The organism is Pseudomonas sp. FGI182 (assembly GCF_000511325.1).
GTDB lineage: Bacteria > Pseudomonadota > Gammaproteobacteria > Pseudomonadales > Pseudomonadaceae > Aquipseudomonas > Aquipseudomonas putida_Z.
On record NZ_CP007012.1, the window covers coordinates 4,573,342 to 4,594,167 of the forward strand.

Annotated in this window: 13 protein-coding genes and 3 rRNA genes; 3 read left to right on the forward strand and 13 right to left on the reverse strand. The window is 58.7% G+C overall.

All coding sequences use genetic code 11. The features are described 5' to 3' along the window. The first annotated feature begins 8 nt into the window (after window positions 1-8). On the forward strand, window positions 9-662 hold the full coding sequence (locus C163_RS20095; protein ID WP_025340326.1) for a hypothetical protein: 654 nt from the start codon (window positions 9-11) through the stop codon (window positions 660-662). Window positions 663-798: 136 nt separating this feature from the next. Beyond that, a complete protein-coding gene (locus C163_RS20100; protein ID WP_025340327.1) occupies window positions 799-1,320 on the forward strand; it encodes a hypothetical protein in 522 nt (173 codons plus the stop codon). Window position 1,321: 1 nt separating this feature from the next. Here the strand turns inward: C163_RS20100 and C163_RS20105 are convergent, their stop codons facing one another. The 12 genes from C163_RS20105 to C163_RS20160 form a co-directional block, all read right to left on the reverse strand. Then, on the reverse strand, window positions 1,322-2,218 hold the full coding sequence (locus tag C163_RS20105) for a LysR family transcriptional regulator (protein WP_025340328.1): 897 nt from the start codon (window positions 2,216-2,218) through the stop codon (window positions 1,322-1,324). 213 nt (window positions 2,219-2,431) lie between these two features. Further along, the gene (locus C163_RS20110) at window positions 2,432-4,468 is read right to left on the reverse strand and encodes a pyridoxamine 5'-phosphate oxidase family protein (RefSeq protein ID WP_025340329.1); all 2,037 of its coding nucleotides are present in this window, start codon (window positions 4,466-4,468) and stop codon (window positions 2,432-2,434) included. Between the two features lie 27 nt (window positions 4,469-4,495). After that, complete coding sequence (locus tag C163_RS20115; protein WP_025340330.1) at window positions 4,496-5,125, reverse strand: glutathione S-transferase family protein; 630 nt, start codon at window positions 5,123-5,125, stop codon at window positions 4,496-4,498. 274 nt (window positions 5,126-5,399) lie between these two features. Further along, entirely contained in the window at window positions 5,400-5,951 is a 552-nt protein-coding gene (locus tag C163_RS20120; RefSeq protein WP_025340331.1) for a UPF0149 family protein, read from the reverse strand. A gap of 91 nt (window positions 5,952-6,042) precedes the next feature. After that, window positions 6,043-7,032 (reverse strand): asparaginase, encoded by a 990-nt coding sequence (locus tag C163_RS20125; protein WP_025340332.1) that lies wholly within the window; start codon window positions 7,030-7,032, stop codon window positions 6,043-6,045. Further along, the gene (locus C163_RS20130; RefSeq protein WP_025340333.1) at window positions 7,029-8,183 is read right to left on the reverse strand and encodes a hypothetical protein; all 1,155 of its coding nucleotides are present in this window, start codon (window positions 8,181-8,183) and stop codon (window positions 7,029-7,031) included. The genes C163_RS20125 and C163_RS20130 overlap by 4 nt, the downstream gene beginning before the upstream one ends. A 10-nt stretch (window positions 8,184-8,193) precedes the next feature. Then, complete coding sequence (locus C163_RS20135; protein WP_025340334.1) at window positions 8,194-9,090, reverse strand: nitrilase family protein; 897 nt, start codon at window positions 9,088-9,090, stop codon at window positions 8,194-8,196. Between the two features lie 144 nt (window positions 9,091-9,234). Beyond that, window positions 9,235-11,172, reverse strand: a complete 1,938-nt coding sequence (locus C163_RS20140; protein ID WP_025340335.1) for an FAD-dependent oxidoreductase — start codon at window positions 11,170-11,172, stop codon at window positions 9,235-9,237. Between the two features lie 144 nt (window positions 11,173-11,316). Continuing rightward, window positions 11,317-12,960 (reverse strand): acetolactate synthase large subunit, encoded by a 1,644-nt coding sequence (locus C163_RS20145; RefSeq protein WP_025340336.1) that lies wholly within the window; start codon window positions 12,958-12,960, stop codon window positions 11,317-11,319. 367 nt (window positions 12,961-13,327) lie between these two features. Beyond that, a 5S ribosomal RNA gene (rrf, locus tag C163_RS20150) occupies window positions 13,328-13,443 on the reverse strand. Window positions 13,444-13,580: 137 nt separating this feature from the next. Next, window positions 13,581-16,472, reverse strand: a 23S ribosomal RNA gene (locus C163_RS20155). A gap of 316 nt (window positions 16,473-16,788) precedes the next feature. Continuing rightward, window positions 16,789-18,325, reverse strand: a 16S ribosomal RNA gene (locus tag C163_RS20160). Together the 16S, 23S and 5S rRNA genes form the textbook arrangement of a ribosomal RNA operon. 458 nt (window positions 18,326-18,783) lie before the next feature. On the opposite strand from C163_RS20160, the gene C163_RS20165 reads away from it, so the two are divergent. Then, window positions 18,784-19,680 carry a formate/nitrite transporter family protein gene (locus C163_RS20165; RefSeq protein WP_025340337.1) on the forward strand — a complete coding sequence of 299 codons (897 nt, stop codon included), beginning with the start codon at window positions 18,784-18,786 and terminating at the stop codon, window positions 19,678-19,680. A 3-nt stretch (window positions 19,681-19,683) separates the two neighbouring features. Here the strand turns inward: C163_RS20165 and C163_RS20170 are convergent, their stop codons facing one another. Continuing rightward, the gene (locus tag C163_RS20170) at window positions 19,684-20,775 is read right to left on the reverse strand and encodes an MBL fold metallo-hydrolase (protein WP_025340338.1); all 1,092 of its coding nucleotides are present in this window, start codon (window positions 20,773-20,775) and stop codon (window positions 19,684-19,686) included. Window positions 20,776-20,826: the final 51 nt, after the last annotated feature.

The window sequence follows — 20,826 nt, forward strand, 5'->3', positions numbered from 1 at the left end:
TGAATTCAATGAAAATCGTGTTTACCGAAGAAGACAAGGGCTTCGGTCAGGTGGGTGGCAGCGTCCGTATGGACGACCCGGCCCTCTGGCCTTTGGCGCCCGACACCCAGCAGCCGATGACGCCTTTGTGTACGGTCACGGAAAACTTCCTGCCAGCTAAAATCTTTCCGCCCGGCATGGCTGCCACGGTATTCATCACAGCTCAAAAACAGGGCGGCGGCTTCAACCAGTCTGTCGTCAGTCGCTACTCACTTCATGACCAGGCGGAGCTACCCGGCATCGATAATGGTTATGCACGCTTCATTCTCCACCGGCTCTGCCAAGAGGAATTACCAGCCCCGCCTGAAACATTCTTGCTTGAGCGCCGTTATATCGACTTCGAGCCAATGACCGAAGAGGAATTCGCCAAAGAGCACGCTGACGAGCACTCAGGTCTGGGCATCAGCAAGCAACTCGGTCGAGCAGCCTGGATGCAAGATCCCATCTATGTTTCAAGCCGGCATTTGCTCCTTTTGCAACTGACCGACTACGAAATCAGCCGCTGGGCTCCCCAACAGGAAGGGATCTTCCTGGATGGCATCGGTTACATCTATGTGGACAAGCAAGCCCGGCGGAAAAAACAAGGTGACGAAGCCGGGTTCTTTTTTGTTCAGTACGCCTGAATGGGCTACCAATTTCAAAGCCTTGTATCTCTCCCATACAAGAGCAGCAAGGGCTGAGGAGGCTCGCCTGAACATCTACCATTTCGACAATGCGCCACCCCCGTGGGGAGACTGGGGCGCGACACTGGTCCAGGGCATGATCGCCTGGGACGAAGATACCGATGTAGACAGCATCAAGCGGGCCGGCCCGTACACCCCGGCCGCCTACATACGTTCGGGTTCGCTGGTGCTCACCCAGCCGGTCAAGGAAGCCCTGGAAAAAAGCGGCTTGAAGGGGATCGGGCGTTACGAGCATCTGGAGAAGACCCATATCGTTCACATCGACTGGCTGCACTGGGACACCAGCAAGCCCATTACCGATTACCTCGATCTGGAAGGCGGGCCGAGCTCGATCATCGACTCCCTGCCGCATGACCCTGAGCTTGCCGCGCGTATGCCGGAGTACTGGCAGGCATTCGTGGTGGGCAAGCTCAACCTGCTCAAGGACCCGCAGCATGACCCTGCCGACCTCGGCCAGTATCTCAAGGTGCTCAAGGCCGACGAGCAAGCCGATTTCTTCAAAGGGGATGTCTATCGTGGGTACTTCCTGAGCGAACGGGCCAAGGAGTGGCTGGAACAGCAGTGCCCAGGTTGCTTTACATTCACCCTGCTCGGTTGAATCAGTCCAGCTGCCGAGCCCTCAGTTCCTGCGCCAGCATGTCAATGAAGGCGCGGACCTTGGCCGAACCGTACTTGCTCTCCCGGTGCAGTATATGGATTGGCCACGGCGCCTCTTCGTATTCGGCAAGGATCACCTGCAACTGCCCACTGGCCACCTCATCCGCGACCTGATACGACAGCAGGCGGGCAATCCCCAGTCCGCCACTGGCAGCGGCGATTGCCCCGTCATTGCTGGTCACCGTCAAGCGAGGCTTCATGCGCACCAAAGTCGGCTCATCGGTTACTCCGAAACGCCAGCCGGCTCGCGGCGACAGGTTGGTGGTGCCGATCACCGCATGCTCCGCTAGGTCGGACGGGTGCTTCGGCACGCCATGGCGCGCCAGGTACTCGGGAGAGGCGCACAGCATGCGCCGGACCCTGCCCACCCGCAGTGCTTTGAGCCCGGAGTCGGGCAAGGGGCCGATACGAACGGCTACGTCCATGCCCTCTTCGACCATGTTGACGATGCGGTCGAGGAAGTAGGCGGAAACGTCAACCTCGGGGTACTGCTGCAGGTAGTGGACGATGCACGGCATGACGAACTTCTTGCCGAACAGGATGGGCGCAGTGACGGCCAGGTCGCCCTTGGGCGTGGCGTTGATGCCGGCGGCGGCTTCGTTGGCCTCGTTGATGCTGGCGAGGATATGCCGGGTGTCTTCCAGGTAGCGGCCCCCGGCTTCGGTCAGGCGTACGCTACGGGTGGTGCGCAGCAGCAGCTTGACCCCCAGCTGATCCTCCAGGGCGCTGACGGCACGGGTGACCGCAGCTGGAGAGATGTCCAGGCGGCGGGCAGCAGCGGCGAAGCTTTCCAGCTCGCCTACGGCGACGAACACCTTCATCAGGTGGATCTGGTCCATGCGGGCTCCTGGGGCTATGAAGTGCCGGGATTATCTTTCATCTGAGCGTTTTGTGTTGCCTCTGTCCCGTACGCGGTCCCTTGTAGGAGCGGCCTTGTGTCGCGAAAGGGCTGCACAGCAGCCCCAGCAATTGATGCTTCACTACTGAAATCCTGGGGCCGCGCTGCGGCCCTTTCGCGACACAAGGCCGCTCCTACAGGGGACCGCGCACGATCAGATATCCAGCACCAACGCCTGCGCCCCCTCCTCCGGCCGGGCCGGCACGGCACAACAGATCAGCACCGACCCCGCCTCCGGCAACTCGGCCGGCGGGTTCGGGTAATGTACCTGACCACTGACCAAGCGGGTCTTGCAAGTACCACACGACCCACCTCGGCAACTGAACTCCGGCGACAATCCGCGAGCCTCGGCCAGCTCCAGCAGCGTCCCGCCACCCGGCGCCCAGCGCGCCTCCTTGGCTGAAGCCGCAAAGTACACCGGTACCGGCTCGCTGGCAGCGGGTGGCTGTTGCAGGGTGGGTTGGTCATCGTCGGTGTGCCGCCGGAGCGTCGACGGGCCAAAGGCTTCGGCATGGATCCGCGCATCCGGCACATGCACCCCGCGCAGCCCTTCATACAGGTCCTGGGTAAAACTGCCCGGGCCGCACAGATAGAAATCGTAGTCGTCCAGCGCCAGCGTCGCCTTGACCTGTTCGATACCCAGCCGACCGGCAAACTCGTAATCACGCCCCGCCAGCGCATGCTCTTCCGGCTGGCTCAGGGCGCGGTGCACGTGCAGCAGGCCGCCGGCCTGTTGCCGCAAGCTTGCCAGCTCCTCACGGAACGGCAGGTCGGCCAGGCTGCGCGCACCATGGAACAGATGAATACGCCGTGCCTGCCCCTTGCTCAACTGCTCGCGCAGCATGGCCAGTAACGGCGTGATACCCACACCCGCGCCAATCAGCACCAGCGGCCGAGTGCTCTGCTGGTCCAGCGTGAAGCTGCCCATTGGCGAGCGCACGTTCAGCATATCGCCTGCCACGATGTGCTCATGCAGGTGCCGCGAAGCCGGGCCCTGAGCTTTGACGCTGATGCGCAGGTAACCGTCGGAAGGCGCGCTGGACAGGCTGTAGGTGCGGATCAGCGCCGCCTCACCGTCGAGCTGGACTTGCACCGGAACATGCTGCCCCGGCGCAAAGGCCATCGCACTGCCAGCAGGAGGCTCAAGGTAGAACGAGCGGATATCACGGCTTTCCTGCTCCACCCGCAGCACACGCCAGGCCTGCCATTGGCGCTGCCGCTGGCGTTGCTGCAGGCGTATGTCGGCCTCGGCCCAGGTGCCGGTCATCAGGCTGGTCGGCGCGTACTCTTTGAAGGCCCAACGCAGGGAAACGGCAGCCGGGCGCCACACCACCTGCTCGACCTCCAGCGTCCACAAGCGCTCGGCACCTTCGAATGCCTGGATGGCGGGGCTGTCCAGCAGCAACTCGGCATGCCCGTATAGCTGCAACACGTTGCCGTTGCTGAAATCGATGAACAGCAACCCTGCTTGCGGGTTCACCAGCAGGTTGCCCAAGGTGTTGAAGTGCAGGTTGCCAGCATAATCGGGAATGGTCAGGCGGTTGCCTTCGACCTTGACGAACCCGGGCCGCCCGCCACGGTGGGAGACATCCACCGAGCGCTGGCCGTCGCCATGCTCGACATAGCTGGCGACAAAGAAGGTGTCGGCTGCCTGGATCATGCTGACAGCCGAGGCATCGAGTGTCGTCGCATCGACACGCCCTTGGGCGGGTTCCGCGACACGGGTGTAGTCACGCAGCTGGATGTACTGCGGGCAGTTGCCGAACGACTGCTCCACAGTCACCTGCAGTTGCCCGTCGCCGGCCTGGTGGATCTGGCCGTTGAGGCGGTTGCGCCGGCGGGTGTGCAGTTCGATCCCCAGTAGGCCGACCGCCTGCCCGGCAGCCAGCCCCGGGGTGGCGGGATCGTCTGCTGGCAGTTGAGTGTCGATCGTCAGCTGGCGCGGGTCCGGCGAGCTGACGAAACCTTCCGGCCCTTCCAACAGCGTTGCCCAGGGCCGCCCCAGTGCGTCCACGCTGGCGGCGACCATGAACGGCAACTGGTGATAGAAAATACGATGCTGGTCGGGCATGTAGTCACGAATGACCTTCTGCCCGAACGCCTCCATGCGCTCCGCGACACCGGCTTTTTCCTGCAGGGTCTTCTCCCCCGCATGCCAGGGCGAGGAGTGATGGTCCGGGTTCTGTTGCATGGCGGCGTTCCTCGCAGTGGCGGGATGTCAGGCGCTGGTCTGCAGGCCGATCACGGTGCGTGGCATGGGCACGAAGCCCGGCAGCGCCTCGATCCGCGCCAGCCAGCTGCGTACGTTGGCATAGGGCTCCAGCGACACATTGCCCTCCGGTGCGTGGGCGATGTAGGAGTAGTTGGCGATATCGGCGATGGTGGGTGTGCTACCGACCAGGAAGGGCGTGTTGGCCAGCTCGGCGTCGATCACCTTCAGCAGGGTATGGGCGCGGGTAATCACTTCGTCGGTGTTGAACGAGGCACCGAACACCGTGACCAGACGCGCGGCAGCAGGGCCGAAGGCCAACGGGCCGGCAGCGACCGACAGCCAGCGCTGGACGCGGGCGGCGGCAGCGGGTTCCTCGGGGAGCCAGGTGCCGTTGCCGTACTTCTTGGCCAGGTACACCAGAATGGCGTTGGAGTCGGCGACCACCGTGCCGTTGTCGTCGATGACCGGGACCTGGCCGAACGGGTTGAGGGCCAGGAAGTCCGGCTGCTTGTGCGCGCCTTTGGCCAGGTCGACGAACACCAGCTCGGTGGGCAGGTTCAGCAGCGAAAGCATCAGCTCGATGCGATGGGCGTGGCCGGACTTGGGGAAGTTGTAAAGCTTGATCGGGTTCGACATGGGCTTGGCTCCTGGTCAGCACCGGGGTGGGCTGGTGGAGCACATGCTGCACCGGTTCGGCTGGCAGCAGAATCCGTGTGGCGGGGAAACCATAATTTCGCAGGGCGAAACAATGGAAATATCCAGATCTGCGTATCCCCTGTGTAGGAGCGGCCTTGTGTCGCGATAGGGCCGCAAAGCGGCCCCCGACTATGGTTTATCGCTGCTGAAATCCTGGGGCCGCTTTGCGGCCCTATCGCGACACAAGGCCGCTCCTACAAAGGCAGGTGCAAGATCAGCGCAGCTTGTTGAAATACCGGAACAACCCACGCGCAGCCTCGATCACCTGCGGCACACAGGCCTGGATGTCCTCTTCGCTCATCTGGTCCAGCAACTCGAAGTTGTCCTCGAGCCCATGCAGCGAAATGGCCTTGAGCAGTTGGTCCTGCTCTGGCGGCAGCTCGGCCCAACCAGCGACCTGAGTACCGCGCATGTAGCCAAAGCACCACTCCTCCATGATGATCACACTGCCCTCTTCGCCTTCGCTTTCTTCGAACAGCGGCTCAAAATGGTCGACATCGTCGCCCAACTCCTCCGCCACCTGGCTGGCATAGCGCAGCATCAATGCCGTATACGCCTCTTCATGTGCCGGCTTCTTGAATTTCGGCACCTTGCCACCAGCCACCGCGGGCAGCCACTGTTCCGGAGTGACAGTGGTCGGTGAGCTGGCCAGTGCAGTGAAAAAGCCATTGAGCTCGGCCAGGTTGAGTACCGAGTAGTCATTGCCGTAGGTGATCAGCAGGTCTTCGAGGCGGTCGAGTTCTTTTTCGCTGAGTGCGGGGAGCATGGGTGAACATCCTGGGAAGCAAAAGTGTGTGCACCCTAGCACAGCAACGCCCGAAGGGCTGCCCGCGCTTACAGCTTTGCGGGCAGATTGCTTAACGTGGCAACCAGCCATGCAGCTGCTGCTGCCTGCCGATACCGATCAACAGCCATAGCAGAATGCGACACTTGCGCGGACACAACTGCCCCGCCATGTGTACCCCCTTGCTCTGCAGATCGATCTCGGCACCGGCAAATCCGTAAGAGGCCGTGGCTGTTGGGCCACTGCCTGTGCGGGTAGCAACAATCACCGGCAAGGTGGGCGTGAGATGACCAAGCACTTCGGACCAGCTACCGGAAACGTGGCCTGCACCAAAACCGGCGATGACCAGCCCCTCGTAGCCCAGTGTCGCTGTAGCCTTCAACAACGCCGTATCTGCGTCCAGGCACGCTTCCAGCATTGCAACCCGATGCTCGGTGCGATGCGGTAACGGCAGCACCTCCCGTGGGCCAGGCGGCTGACGATACATCACGGTACCTTCCACAACATCACCCAGCGCTCCGTACCCGGGTGATTCAAATGCAGCCATTGCAAGGCTTGCCGTCTTGCGAACCCTTGCTGCACAGTGAACCTGATCATTCATCAGCACCAAAACGCCGCGCCCACGACTGCCCGGCGCCAGTGCAACCTGCGCCGCAGCCAGCAGGTTGGCCGGGCCGTCGTTGCCCGGCTGGCTGGCCGCGCGCATGGCACCGGTCATTACCAATGGCACATCGAACGGCCAGAGCAGATCGAGGAAATACGCCGTTTCCTCGAGGCTGTCGGTACCTTGGGTCAGTATCACCGCGTGTGCTCCGCGAGCGACCTCGCCCCGGGCCCAGGCCAGCACCTCGAGCATCGCCGCAAAGCCCAGCGAGGCACTGGGGAGCAGACCCAGAGTGGCAGCTTCAAGCTGGGCCATCTCACGCAGTTGTGGCAACTCGGCCAGTTGCTCAGCGCAGTCAAGCTTGGGCATCACCCCGCATTCGCTTGCACTTGCCCGCATGCTCACCGTCCCTCCCAGGCTGGCGATCGACAACCTGGGCAGGTTTGCATGCGCTTTCATACGCCACCTCCAGCAAGCAGCCCGACCAGCGGAACGATCGCCAGTGTGCTGATGGCCATCGACACTACATTGCCGATGTAACCATGCATGTAGGCCGGCAAGCGCTGAGTGATGGCCACCGCCAACGGTGGCGCTACCAGCGCGCCAAGCACTGCACTGGCTACGACCACTTGCCAGCCTCCACCGTGGGTGAGCACAGCGGCAGGTACGATAGAGACGATGGGAATGTAAGTGGGGTACCAGCCTCGCGCCTGCCATTGGCGACGCCACAGCACGACTCCCACCAGTGATGCCAGCGCCTGCCCGGCAACCATCGGTATCAGCAGCAGCGAACCGTAGACTGGCGCAGCGGGGGCCAGCATGTATGCCAGGAACACCCCCAACAGCAGCCCGAGGCTGGCCAGTTCATTACCAAAGAACGGCGCTTCGCTGAAATCGGCCAGTACGCGCCGCAAGGTCCAGGCCACACCGTAATCGGGTTGGGCCGCAACGGGTTCAGGTGCGGCGGGCGGTTGGCTGGGCCGTACCCATGATGGAAACCGCCGGCACAGCATGAACGCCACCACGCTTGCCAGTGCCATGCCACTTACGTTGCCGACTACCACCGGCAACTGCAGGGGGTAGCACAGGTAATTGACCATGAACAGGCTGGCTGGCGTTACCAACAGCGCTCCCAGCAGTGCGCCGCTGATGGTCACCTGCCAACCCGCACCAAAAAACAGCACCATGGCTGCTGGCAACGATACGAAAGCAACGAAGGTTGGTTGCCAGGTGCCACTGGCCAAGGTCCATCCCCACAACGCGTGACTGAGCAACAAACCCAGCAGCGAACTGGTGAATACCCACGGCCATAATCCGCTGCCGTAGCAGATGGCAAAGCCGTGCCAGCGATACCCATGCACATGGGCCCAGTGCGCCAGGCAAGCTCCCAGTAGCAAGCCCAAGGCGGGCAACTCATGCTTGTAGAAGGCCACTTCGCTGATATCACCAACTATCCAGCGCAGGCGGCTTAACGGCTGATCGAGCGTCGCGGCCAGTTGCGTGTAGTCCGGCCATTGGCCCTGTACGAGGCTGGCAGCCAGGAGCACCAGCAGGCAGGCAAGGATCAACACCGACGAACGCTGCCGGTTGGGGAAGAGTAGCGTTTTCATGTGCAACTCCTCAGCGGGGCATAGGTGCATGAAGGCGATAGCCAAGCGTCGCATCGTAAAGGTCGGTGCGCCTGTCTCGCGGCAAGTCGTTAAGGCTGTTCCAGATCGGCGCCGAGCGGGCGCTGCTGAGGTCGACATCGGCGTAGAGAATGCCCTCCTCCTCTGCACTGGCCACCTCGCCGATGGGCCAGCCATTGGTACCGGCAATCAGTGAACAGCCCAGGAAGCGACCGCCCCGCTCGCTACCTATGCGATTGGCGGCAGCAATGTAGACGTTGTTGGTGTGTGCCGCCGTCATGGTCAGGTAGGACGCCATGCAGCGCCCTGATTCATCGAACAGTGGTGGTGGCGTCCATACCCAGTTGTTCAGGCTGCAGATGATGTCGGCGCCTTGCGCAGCCATCAGCCGCGGCACTTCCGGGAACCAGATATCCCAGCAGATCAGCAGGCCTATACGACCGATCGGTGTCTCGAACACTGGGAAACCCAGGTCGCCAGGGGTGAACCAGAGCTTTTCCTGGTTCCACAGGTGCGCCTTGCGGTAATGCCCGAGCAAGCCTTGCGGACCGAACAGTACGGCACTGTCGAAAAGTTTCAGTCCCTCGCGTTCGGCAAAACCCGCCGCCAGATATACCTGGTACTCCTTGGCGAAATCCGCCCAGGCTTTCAGGCTGCGCCCATCCTCCAGCGTTTCGGCGTGGGCATAGGCCTCTGCACGCGTGTGGAAGGTGTAGCCGGTGTTGGCCAGCTCGGGTAGCACGATCAGGTTGGCGCCTTCACGCGCCGCGCACCGGGCCAATGCCAGGCCCTTGCTCAGGTTGCCATCGCAATGCTCCAGCCCGACCTGAGGGTCGTACTGGATGACAGCGATACGTACGGGGCTGACGGGCGTGCAGTGATCAGACATGGCGGCTTCCTTTTATGGTTGTTGTGGAAGGGCGCCAGTAAAGCGGGGTTGGGCGGGGGAATGACAGTCGGGGAGTTCCTATGGGATCGAAGGACAAGAGAAGTGTTCCAGTAGGAAATTCCCCACAAAAACTCCCGGATGCAGCTATTTCCCAGCTTGATAATGTGGGTAGTGGTTCAGGGTAAAGCCACCATTGAACGAAGCCGATGTTCTATTGCACAGGTTGATGACCACATCAAGCGCCGTGCGTAAACACGGCTCGGTCCAACCGGCGTCAACAGAGAAGGACTCTCCAGCCAGATACAACCCTGAACTGGCACTCAGATCACGGTTGTACTTCATCAGGCTCACTGCATCGTAATAGGTCCCAGCCCGATACAACTTTGCGCAGCCAAGCGCGTTTCGATCAGTCATCCAACGCTGTATGCGAATGTTTCGGGTATCGATGTAAGGCGATATGGGTTCAGCCACGTTGCTGCAGCGAAGGAGGATCCGATCGAGTTCCTTCACGCACTTGTCGCCCAGTTCTTCATCTGAGAACGCGGCCAGTTTCGTTGCATCGTCTTCCCAGGTGTAACTGAGCAAGATGCAGTCATCAGCGTAATGGTCGTTGTAGCGATAGGCATAGACATCGTGAACGAAACTGTCAGTGACCAGGATTTGCGGAAAAGCTGGGTTGCGGTCCAGGAAGCTCTTCTTCAGCGGAGCATAAACCTTGCAGCTTGTCTCCCAATGAGCATGCTTCCAGGTATCCATGATCGTCTGCGGCAATATCTGACGGCTGAAACCGTCGAGGCGGATGTTGGTTTCGATCAGCCAGGAAGGGATGGTCAAGATCACGCTGTCGAAGTCTTCGTATTGGACGTTCCCCTGCACCGGATCACTGCAATGCCAACGGTATCCGACCCGTACGCGACCATCCTCCAGCTTTTGTAGGGAACAGACCGAAGTGTCGGTCAGTAACCCATCATCTCGTTGCAGCAGGTGGTCATACAGCGAGGAACCGCCCATCCCGACGTCCAGAAACATGAGGCTTTCATCCATCGCCGCAAGCCCGATATAGGCTGGCCCCTGAAACATCAATCCTTTACTGTCAGGGACGCTGCTGGCTTCAAGATGGGGCGCAGCGTAAGGCACACCGTCCTGGTCAACACGCCCATGTACCAACTGCAAGTGACTGCTGAAGCCAAAGATTGCTGTACGCAGCGGGTAAAGGCAGCAGACGTCATAAAACGCTCCCCAGCTACCATCTCCAATACCGATTGCATAGAAGATGGCCGACTCGTCGCCACTCATGCCTAGCCCGCCAAAATCACCAGGGTTTGCAGGGTCCCAAGCCGTAACAGCGGATAAATGCACCAGATCTCTAAACGATAATCGATGATAGCGCTCGACGATCGCCGACCACATCGACTCCCAACCATAAGTGCCATAAACCGCAGCAATACGCTCGGCGAACTGCTCCGCAAAATGGCGCCATTTATCGTAGACCTGCTGAAGCATCGCAGTGGGTGGTGGTGTCTTTCCTTCGGGATTGCGCCAGATCAACAGCGCAGGGTCTCTGTCACCCGCTAATTGCCCGTCACGAAGATATATTCCAGTGGCATTCACCCAAGGTGTCCCGGGATTTGGAAAATCGGAAATTCGTAGCTCGAACAGCTTGGCGTAATAGGCCATAAGCGAACGCCCATCTTTTGGGGGCTCACCAGTCCTGTTGAAGAACGGCATGCGCATGGCCCCCATTTCAAAAGGGGTTACAGGCTGCTTGTGATTTCCTGCGTTATTCACCAGCGTAAGGTGACGCCCACCCACACGTCGGGACTGCTCGATCAAGGTGATACGGGTAAAGCCGCAACGTAGCAATTCTCGGGCTGCAGTTAGCCCGGTAACACCAGCACCGACAATACAGATCCGGTGATCCGGCTGAGTGGCGTATGCAACTCCGCCCTCTTGTTCGAGTAGACGGCGATAATCAAAGCAAAGATCAGGAGGGTTAGGGTAACGCGCAGCCCACGGCTTTACGGACAGGGATGGCTCGATAGCCAGATCAGCAGGATGGTTGTGTGTTGAGCCGATGGTCATGGTCTCGTGTTCTCAATGAGTTGGGAACATGAGAATGATCAGTCAAGAGATGCGTGAGGAGGTTGTTAATTAGCACCAACCGGCCACCACAGGATCGTGAGAGATCTATGGTGGCCGGGTTGATGTCAATAAAGCCGTTACGCCTTACACCGCCAGCGCGCGCTCACGCAGCTCGCTGTTGAGGATGCGGTCGTTCTCGCTGTAATCGACCGGGCAGTCGATCACGTGCACGCCCGGGGTCTTGATGCAGTGCTCGAGCAGCGGCAGCAGGCCTTCGGCGCTTTCCACGCGGTGGCCGTTGGCACCGTAGGCTTCGGCGTACTTGACGAAGTCCGGGTTGCCGTAGTCCAGCCCGAAATCGGTGAAGCCCATGTTCGCCTGCTTCCAGCGGATCATGCCGTAGCCGTCGTCACGCAGGATCACCACGGTGATGTGCATGCCCAGGCGTACTGCAGTTTCCAGCTCCTGGCTGTTCATCATGAAGCCGCCGTCGCCGCAAACCGAGATCACCGGGCGGTCCGGGTGCACCAGGTGCGCAGCCATGGCCGATGGCAGGCCGGCGCCCATGGTCGCCAGGGCGTTGTCCAGCAGTACGGTGTTCGGCTTGTGCGCCTTGTAGTTGCGGGCGAACCAGATCTTGTAGATGCCGTTGTCCAGGGCAACGATGCCTTCGGACGGCAGCACGCGACGGATGTCGGCGACCATGCGCTGCGGGTAGACCGGGAAGCGGTTGTCGTCGGCACCTTCGGCGATCTGCGCTTCGTTGGCTTCACGGATGGCCATCAGGCGGGTGAAGTCCCAGTGTGTGGTGTCGGTCAGCGCTTCGCTGATCTGCCACACGGCGTTGGCGATGTCGCCGATCACTTCCACCTGCGGGAAGTACACGGCATCGACTTCGGCGGAGCGGAAGTTGATGTGGATGACTTCGGTGCCGCCACGGACCATGAAGAACGGCGGCTTCTCGATCACGTCGTGGCCGATGTTGACGATCAGGTCGGCGGCTTCGACGGCGCGGTGCACGAAGTCACCCGACGACAGCGCGGCGTTGCCCAGGAAGCGCGGGTGACGCTCGTCGACCACACCTTTGCCCATCTGGGTGGTGATGAACGGGATGCCGGTCTTGTCGATCAGCTGCTTGAGGACCTTGGCGGTCATCTTGCGGTTGGCGCCGGCACCGATCACCAGGATCGGGCTGCGAGCTTTCTGCAGTTTTTCCACGGCGGCTTCGATGGCCTTGTGCTCGGCCAGCGGGCGGCGGCTCAGGCTAGGCGGAATCGGCAGGCTTTCGGTCTGCTCGGCAGCGATGTCTTCCGGCAGCTCCAGGTGGACCGCACCCGGCTTCTCTTCTTCGGCCAGGCGGAAGGCTTCGCGCATACGGGCCGGGATGTTGTCGGCCGAGGCGAACTGGTGGGTGTACTTGGTGATGGGGTCCATCATGCCGCACACGTCGATGATCTGGAAACGGCCCTGCTTGGACTTCTTGATCGGCTTCTGGCCGGTGATCATCATCATCGGCATGCCGCCCAGGTAGGCATAGGCGCTGGCGGTGACCAGGTTGGTGGCGCCAGGGCCGAGGGTCGACAGGCTGACGCCGGTCTTGCCGGTCAGGCGGCCGTAGGTGGCTGCCATGAAGCCTGCGGACTGCTCGTGACGGGTCAGTACCAGCTTGATCTTCGACTTGCGCAAGGATTCGAGCAGATCGAGGTTTTCTTCACCGGGAATACCGAATACATACTCGACACCTTCGTTTTCCAGGCATTGCACAACGACATCGGCGGCCTTGGCCATCTTGCTTGCTACCTCAAGTGATGGGACGGTGGAAGTCCGGAAATGCGCAGCACGGTACGCTGGCATCGCTCAGCCCGGGGCCAGGAATGCCCCGAACCAAAGTCTTGACGTAGGGTGGGCGCGGGAAAGTCACGTGAATGTGACGGGAATATTGTCGCAGCCAAGATATTTTGCGGTCGGGGTGGGAGCAGGCATGTCGAGGCGTCGAACCGCCGCGAAGCGGGCGACATGGTGGATGGCACCGGCTTTGCCGGTGTTCGCGGGTGAACCCGCTCCCACAGAGGAGGGTTGTGCAGGCCTGGGATTTTTTTTGCCAGAAAGACAAAACCCCTACCTGCATGCGCAGATAGGGGTTTTGCGAAATGAATCTTGACGATGACCTACTCTCACATGGGGAAACCCCACACTACCATCGGCGATGCATCGTTTCACTGCTGAGTTCGGGATGGGATCAGGTGGTTCCAATGCTCTATGGTCGTCAAGAAATTCTGTTGCCAGAATGTCCAGATGGACAGCCCAGCGAATTCGGATATGCGATATTTGTGATGTTGCGAATTTTCGGTTCGTTTCGTCTTCACCACCACAATTTGGCTTTCGTGCGCAAATTGCTTGGGTGTTATATGGTCAAGCCTCACGGGCAATTAGTATTGGTTAGCTCAACGCCTCACAGCGCTTACACACCCAACCTATCAACGTCGTAGTCTTCGACGGCCCTTCAGGGGATTCAAGATCCCAGTGAGATCTCATCTTGAGGCAAGTTTCCCGCTTAGATGCTTTCAGCGGTTATCTCTTCCGAACATAGCTACCCGGCAATGCCACTGGCGTGACAACCGGAACACCAGAGGTTCGTCCACTCCGGTCCTCTCGTACTAGGAGCAGCCCCTCTCAAATCTCAAACGTCCACGGCAGATAGGGACCGAACTGTCTCACGACGTTCTAAACCCAGCTCGCGTACCACTTTAAATGGCGAACAGCCATACCCTTGGGACCGGCTTCAGCCCCAGGATGTGATGAGCCGACATCGAGGTGCCAAACACCGCCGTCGATATGAACTCTTGGGCGGTATCAGCCTGTTATCCCCGGAGTACCTTTTATCCGTTGAGCGATGGCCCTTCCATACAGAACCACCGGATCACTAAGACCTACTTTCGTACCTGCTCGACGTGTTTGTCTCGCAGTCAAGCGCGCTTTTGCCTTTATACTCTACGACCGATTTCCGACCGGTCTGAGCGCACCTTCGTACTCCTCCGTTACTCTTTGGGAGGAGACCGCCCCAGTCAAACTACCCACCATACACTGTCCTCGATCCGGATAACGGACCTGAGTTAGAACCTCAAAGTTGCCAGGGTGGTATTTCAAGGATGGCTCCATGAGAACTGGCGTCCCCACTTCAAAGCCTCCCACCTATCCTACACAAGCAAATTCAAAGTCCAGTGCAAAGCTATAGTAAAGGTTCACGGGGTCTTTCCGTCTAGCCGCGGATACACTGCATCTTCACAGCGATTTCAATTTCACTGAGTCTCGGGTGGAGACAGCGCCGCCATCGTTACGCCATTCGTGCAGGTCGGAACTTACCCGACAAGGAATTTCGCTACCTTAGGACCGTTATAGTTACGGCCGCCGTTTACCGGGGCTTCGATCAAGAGCTTCGCTTGCGCTAACCCCATCAATTAACCTTCCGGCACCGGGCAGGCGTCACACCCTATACGTCCACTTTCGTGTTTGCAGAGTGCTGTGTTTTTAATAAACAGTCGCAGCGGCCTGGTATCTTCGACCGGCATGGGCTTACGGAGCAAGTCCTTCACCCTCGCCGGCGCACCTTCTCCCGAAGTTACGGTGCCATTTTGCCTAGTTCCTTCACCCGAGTTCTCTCAAGCGCCTTGGTATTCTCTACCTAACCACCTGTGTCGGTTTGGGGTACGGTTCCCAGTTATCTGAAGCTTAGGAGCTTTTCTTGGAAGCATGGTATCAACCACTTCGTCGCCTAACGGCAACTCGTCATCAGCTCTCGGCCTTGAAATCCCGGATTTGCCTAAGATTTCAGCCTACCACCTTAAACCTGGACAACCAACGCCAGGCTGGCCTAACCTTCTCCGTCCCTCCATCGCAATAACTGGAAGTACAGGAATATTAACCTGTTTTCCATCGACTACGCTTTTCAGCCTCGCCTTAGGGACCGACTAACCCTGCGTCGATTAACGTTGCGCAGGAAACCTTGGTCTTTCGGCGTGCGAGTTTTTCACTCGCATTGTCGTTACTCATGTCAGCATTCGCACTTCTGATACCTCCAGCAAGCTTCTCAACTCACCTTCACAGGCTTACAGAACGCTCCTCTACCGCGTCATCAAAGATGACACCCGTAGCTTCGGTGCATGGTTTGAGCCCCGTTACATCTTCCGCGCAGGCCGACTCGACTAGTGAGCTATTACGCTTTCTTTAAAGGGTGGCTGCTTCTAAGCCAACCTCCTAGCTGTCTAAGCCTTCCCACATCGTTTCCCACTTAACCATGACTTTGGGACCTTAGCTGACGGTCTGGGTTGTTTCCCTTTTCACGACGGACGTTAGCACCCGCCGTGTGTCTCCCATGCTCGGCACTTCCAGGTATTCGGAGTTTGCATCGGTTTGGTAAGTCGGGATGACCCCCTAGCCGAAACAGTGCTCTACCCCCTGGAGTGATACATGAGGCGCTACCTAAATAGCTTTCGAGGAGAACCAGCTATCTCCGAGCTTGATTAGCCTTTCACTCCGATCCACAGGTCATCCGCTAACTTTTCAACGGTAGTCGGTTCGGTCCTCCAGTCAGTGTTACCTAACCTTCAACCTGCCCATGGATAGATCGCCCGGTTTCGGGTCTATACCCAGCGACTAAACGCCCTATTAAGACTCGCTTTCGCTACGCCTCCCCTATTCGGTTAAGCTCGCCACTGAATATAAGTCGCTGACCCATTATACAAAAGGTACGCAGTCACCTAACAAAGTAGGCTCCCACTGCTTGTACGCATACGGTTTCAGGTTCTATTTCACTCCCCTCTCCGGGGTTCTTTTCGCCTTTCCCTCACGGTACTGGTTCACTATCGGTCAGTCAGTAGTATTTAGCCTTGGAGGATGGTCCCCCCATATTCAGACAAAGTTTCTCGTGCTCCGTCCTACTCGATTTCATTGACAAGAGATTTTCGTGTACGGGGCTATCACCCACTATGGCCGCACTTTCCAGAGCGTTCCACTAATCTCAAATCAACTTAAGGGCTGGTCCCCGTTCGCTCGCCACTACTAAGGGAATCTCGGTTGATTTCTTTTCCTCAGGGTACTTAGATGTTTCAGTTCCCCTGGTTCGCCTCTTGCACCTATGTATTCAGTACAAGATACTCAGCTTGTGCTGAGTGGGTTCCCCCATTCAGAGATCTCTGGATCACAGTCTGTTTGCCGACTCCCCAAAGCTTATCGCAGGCTACCACGTCTTTCATCGCCTCTGACTGCCAAGGCATCCACCGTATGCGCTTCTTCACTTGACCATATAACCCCAAGCAATCTGGTTATACTGTGAAGACGACATTCGCCGAAAATTCGCATGTTGCTCTTTCGAGCAGAACTCACAAATTTTACCTTAGCCTGATTAACCAGCAGTGAAACTGGTCATCAGTCTATATCTATCACATATCCGAATTTTTAAAGAACGATCTGACAAAAGTCAGAAATCAACATTCGAAGCGAATGCTCATTTCCGAGTTCTGATCAGGAACAACATTCGACCCATGCTGGGTCTGATCGCCTTCAACCATGAATCAAGCAATTCGTGTGGGAGCTCATCAGCAGGCTGATGTCGTCGATTAAGGAGGTGATCCAGCCGCAGGTTCCCCTACGGCTACCTTGTTACGACTTCACCCCAGTCATGAATCACACCGTGGTAACCGTCCTCCCGAAGGTTAGACTAGCTACTTCTGGTGCAACCCACTCCCATGGTGTGACGGGCGGTGTGTACAAGGCCCGGGAACGTATTCACCGCGACATTCTGATTCGCGATTACTAGCGATTCCGACTTCACGCAGTCGAGTTGCAGACTGCGATCCGGACTACGATCGGTTTTGTGAGATTAGCTCCACCTCGCGGCTTGGCAACCCTCTGTACCGACCATTGTAGCACGTGTGTAGCCCAGGCCGTAAGGGCCATGATGACTTGACGTCATCCCCACCTTCCTCCGGCTTGTCACCGGCAGTCTCCTTAGAGTGCCCACCATAACGTGCTGGTAACTAAGGACAAGGGTTGCGCTCGTTACGGGACTTAACCCAACATCTCACGACACGAGCTGACGACAGCCATGCAGCACCTGTGTCAGAGTTCCCGAAGGCACCAATCCATCTCTGGAAAGTTCTCTGCATGTCAAGGCCTGGTAAGGTTCTTCGCGTTGCTTCGAATTAAACCACATGCTCCACCGCTTGTGCGGGCCCCCGTCAATTCATTTGAGTTTTAACCTTGCGGCCGTACTCCCCAGGCGGTCAACTTAATGCGTTAGCTGCGCCACTAAAATCTCAAGGATTCCAACGGCTAGTTGACATCGTTTACGGCGTGGACTACCAGGGTATCTAATCCTGTTTGCTCCCCACGCTTTCGCACCTCAGTGTCAGTATCAGTCCAGGTGGTCGCCTTCGCCACTGGTGTTCCTTCCTATATCTACGCATTTCACCGCTACACAGGAAATTCCACCACCCTCTACCGTACTCTAGCTCGCCAGTTTTGGATGCAGTTCCCAGGTTGAGCCCGGGGCTTTCACATCCAACTTAACGAACCACCTACGCGCGCTTTACGCCCAGTAATTCCGATTAACGCTTGCACCCTCTGTATTACCGCGGCTGCTGGCACAGAGTTAGCCGGTGCTTATTCTGTCGGTAACGTCAAAACAGCAAGGTATTAGCTTACTGCCCTTCCTCCCAACTTAAAGTGCTTTACAATCCGAAGACCTTCTTCACACACGCGGCATGGCTGGATCAGGCTTTCGCCCATTGTCCAATATTCCCCACTGCTGCCTCCCGTAGGAGTCTGGACCGTGTCTCAGTTCCAGTGTGACTGATCATCCTCTCAGACCAGTTACGGATCGTCGCCTTGGTGAGCCATTACCCCACCAACTAGCTAATCCGACCTAGGCTCATCTGATAGCGCAAGGCCCGAAGGTCCCCTGCTTTCTCCCGTAGGACGTATGCGGTATTAGCGTTCCTTTCGAAACGTTGTCCCCCACTACCAGGCAGATTCCTAGGCATTACTCACCCGTCCGCCGCTGAATCAAGGAGCAAGCTCCCATCATCCGCTCGACTTGCATGTGTTAGGCCTGCCGCCAGCGTTCAATCTGAGCCATGATCAAACTCTTCAGTTCAATACTGCTTGGGTTTTTAAGAAACCCTAAACTTGGCTCAGCAATCTCAAATGACTATGTGATTTCTCGCATGGTCACTTGTGATGCTGATAATCTTTGTGACTATCAGTCCGTACTCACAAGCACCCACACGAATTGCTTGATTCGATTTGTTAAAGAGCGTTTGGTTAAGAGCTTTTCGTCTCAACCGAGGCGCGCATTCTACGCCTTCCTCATTTGCTGTCAAGCGTTTATTTTGAAGTTTTTTACAGCTGGTTTCTTTCGAAACCCTTCAACCTCAACAACTTACCGCTTGCCTCGAAGCGTTCATCGCTGCGAGGAGGCGAATAATACGCGCTTTGAAATCAGAGTCAACACCTTGATCTGAAAAAACTTTCTGCCGGCGTTTGTCTCCTCGCCGGCAACTAATGAAAGCGCCGCGAATCTGTAGAGAAACACCACCACGGAGCGTAGCGGCCATGAGCGATGCGCAAAGCGAGAAAACCCCGGGCCTGTCGGCGGACGAGGAGCAGGAAGTCAGCCTTAGCCAGCCGCCCCGCGCGGCAGTACTGCACGAGATCATTCGTTACCAGGGCGACCAGGAACTGGAACGTACACTCGCCGCACTGTGGTGGTCGGCACTGGCCGCAGGCTTGTCCATGGGGCTGTCGCTCATGGCCATGGGCCTTTTCTATGCTCGCCTGCCAGAGGGGGACAGCGCTCAGGTAATCGCCAGCATCGGCTACAGCGCTGGCTTCCTTGCAGTGATACTGGCGCGTCAGCAGTTGTTCACCGAAAACACCCTGACCGCCGTGTTGCCGGTAATGACCGCCCCCACCCTGGCCAACTTCGGGCGCCTGCTGCGCCTTTGGAGCGTTGTACTGCTTGGCAACCTCGCCGGCACCTTGCTGGTGGCCTGGGTAATGCTGGAACTGCCGATCTTCGACAGCAAGACCGACGTGGCCTTCCTGGAGGTGGGCCGCAAGGTCATGAAGAACGATATCAGCCAGATGTTCGCCAAAGGCATCGTATCGGGGTGGATGATCGCCACCATGGTCTGGATGATCCCGTCGATGGAACACGCCAAGATCTGGATCATCCTGATGATCACCTACCTGATGGCCCTGGGCGACTTCACCCATATCGTGGTCGGCTCGGTCGAGGTGTCCTATCTGGTCTGGGCCGGCGATGAAACCTGGAGCAGCTTCTGGCTGGAGTTCGCCCTGCCGACACTGGCGGGCAACATCATCGGCGGCAGCTTCATCTTCGGCTTGATCAGCCATGCACAGGTGCGCAGCGACAGCGGCAAACCGCCCTCACGGCTACTGAAAGAGGACCGGCCACCCTCCCCGCGCCGCAACAACGGCAACAAATGAACTTCAGCGTGCCGCTACCACGCGCTCGTTCGCCTGGCCGCGCTGACGCACAGGCCGCGGCTGCCACCAGTTCTGCCCGGCGTGCGGAGAGTCGAGGCTGACCCGCTCCCCCATCTGCGGCGTGCTCAGACGCACCTGCGCCTGGTTGGCCAACGCCAGGATGCGCTCGAACGGCTCCTGCCAGCCATGCATGGACAGGTCGAAGGTGCCGTTGTGAATCGGCAACAGCCAGCGCCCGCGTAGATCCAGATGGGCCTGCAGGCTCTGCTCCGGCTGCATGTGCACATCGGGCCAGGCGACGTTGTAGGCCCCGGTCTCGATCAGGGTCAGGTCGAACGGCCCGAAGCGCTCGCCAATCTGCTTGAACCCATCGAAGTAGCCGGTATCGCCACTGAAGAATACCCGCACATCCTCGTCGACGATCACCCACGACGCCCACAAGGTCCGGTTGCTGTCCAGCAGCCCACGCCCGGAAAAGTGCTGAGCCGGGGTGGCGACAAAGCGCACGCCCTCGACCTCGCTTTCCTGCCACCAGTCCAGCTGCCGCACCTTTGCCGGTGCTACGCCCCAGGTCATCAGCAGGTTGCCTACGCCCAGCGGCGCCAGGAACACACTGGTGCGCGATGCCAGTTGGCGAATCGCCTGTTCGTCAAGATGATCGAAGTGATCGTGGGACAGTACCACCGCAGCCAACGGCGGCAACTGGTCCAGCGCCAGGGGCGGCGCATGGAAGCGCAGTGGGCCGGCCCACTGCACCGGCGAGGCGCGCTCGGCGAATACCGGGTCGGTAATAAAGAAGCGCCCGCGCAGCTTGAGCAATACCGTGGAATGGCCCAGGCGCCAAAGGCTGCGGTCGGGCGCATCGAGCACCTGTTGGCGGGTCATGGGCTGGAGGCTGACCGGTGTGGCCGGCCGGGTTTCCGGCGGTTTGCGCAGGAACAGGTACTTGAGCCCGATGCGCAGTTTCTTCAATACGCCATCCTGTGGCAACGACGCCTGATTGTGAAAGCGCCCTTCCCGCTGAGGCGCCGGCTCGCCGGCAGGGTTGGCCAAAGGGACCATCAGCAACACTCCGAGCAACAGGAAAGCCTTCATGTTACCCCACAGTGATCGGATCAACCGTGAATTGGCTTGTAAGGTCATTTT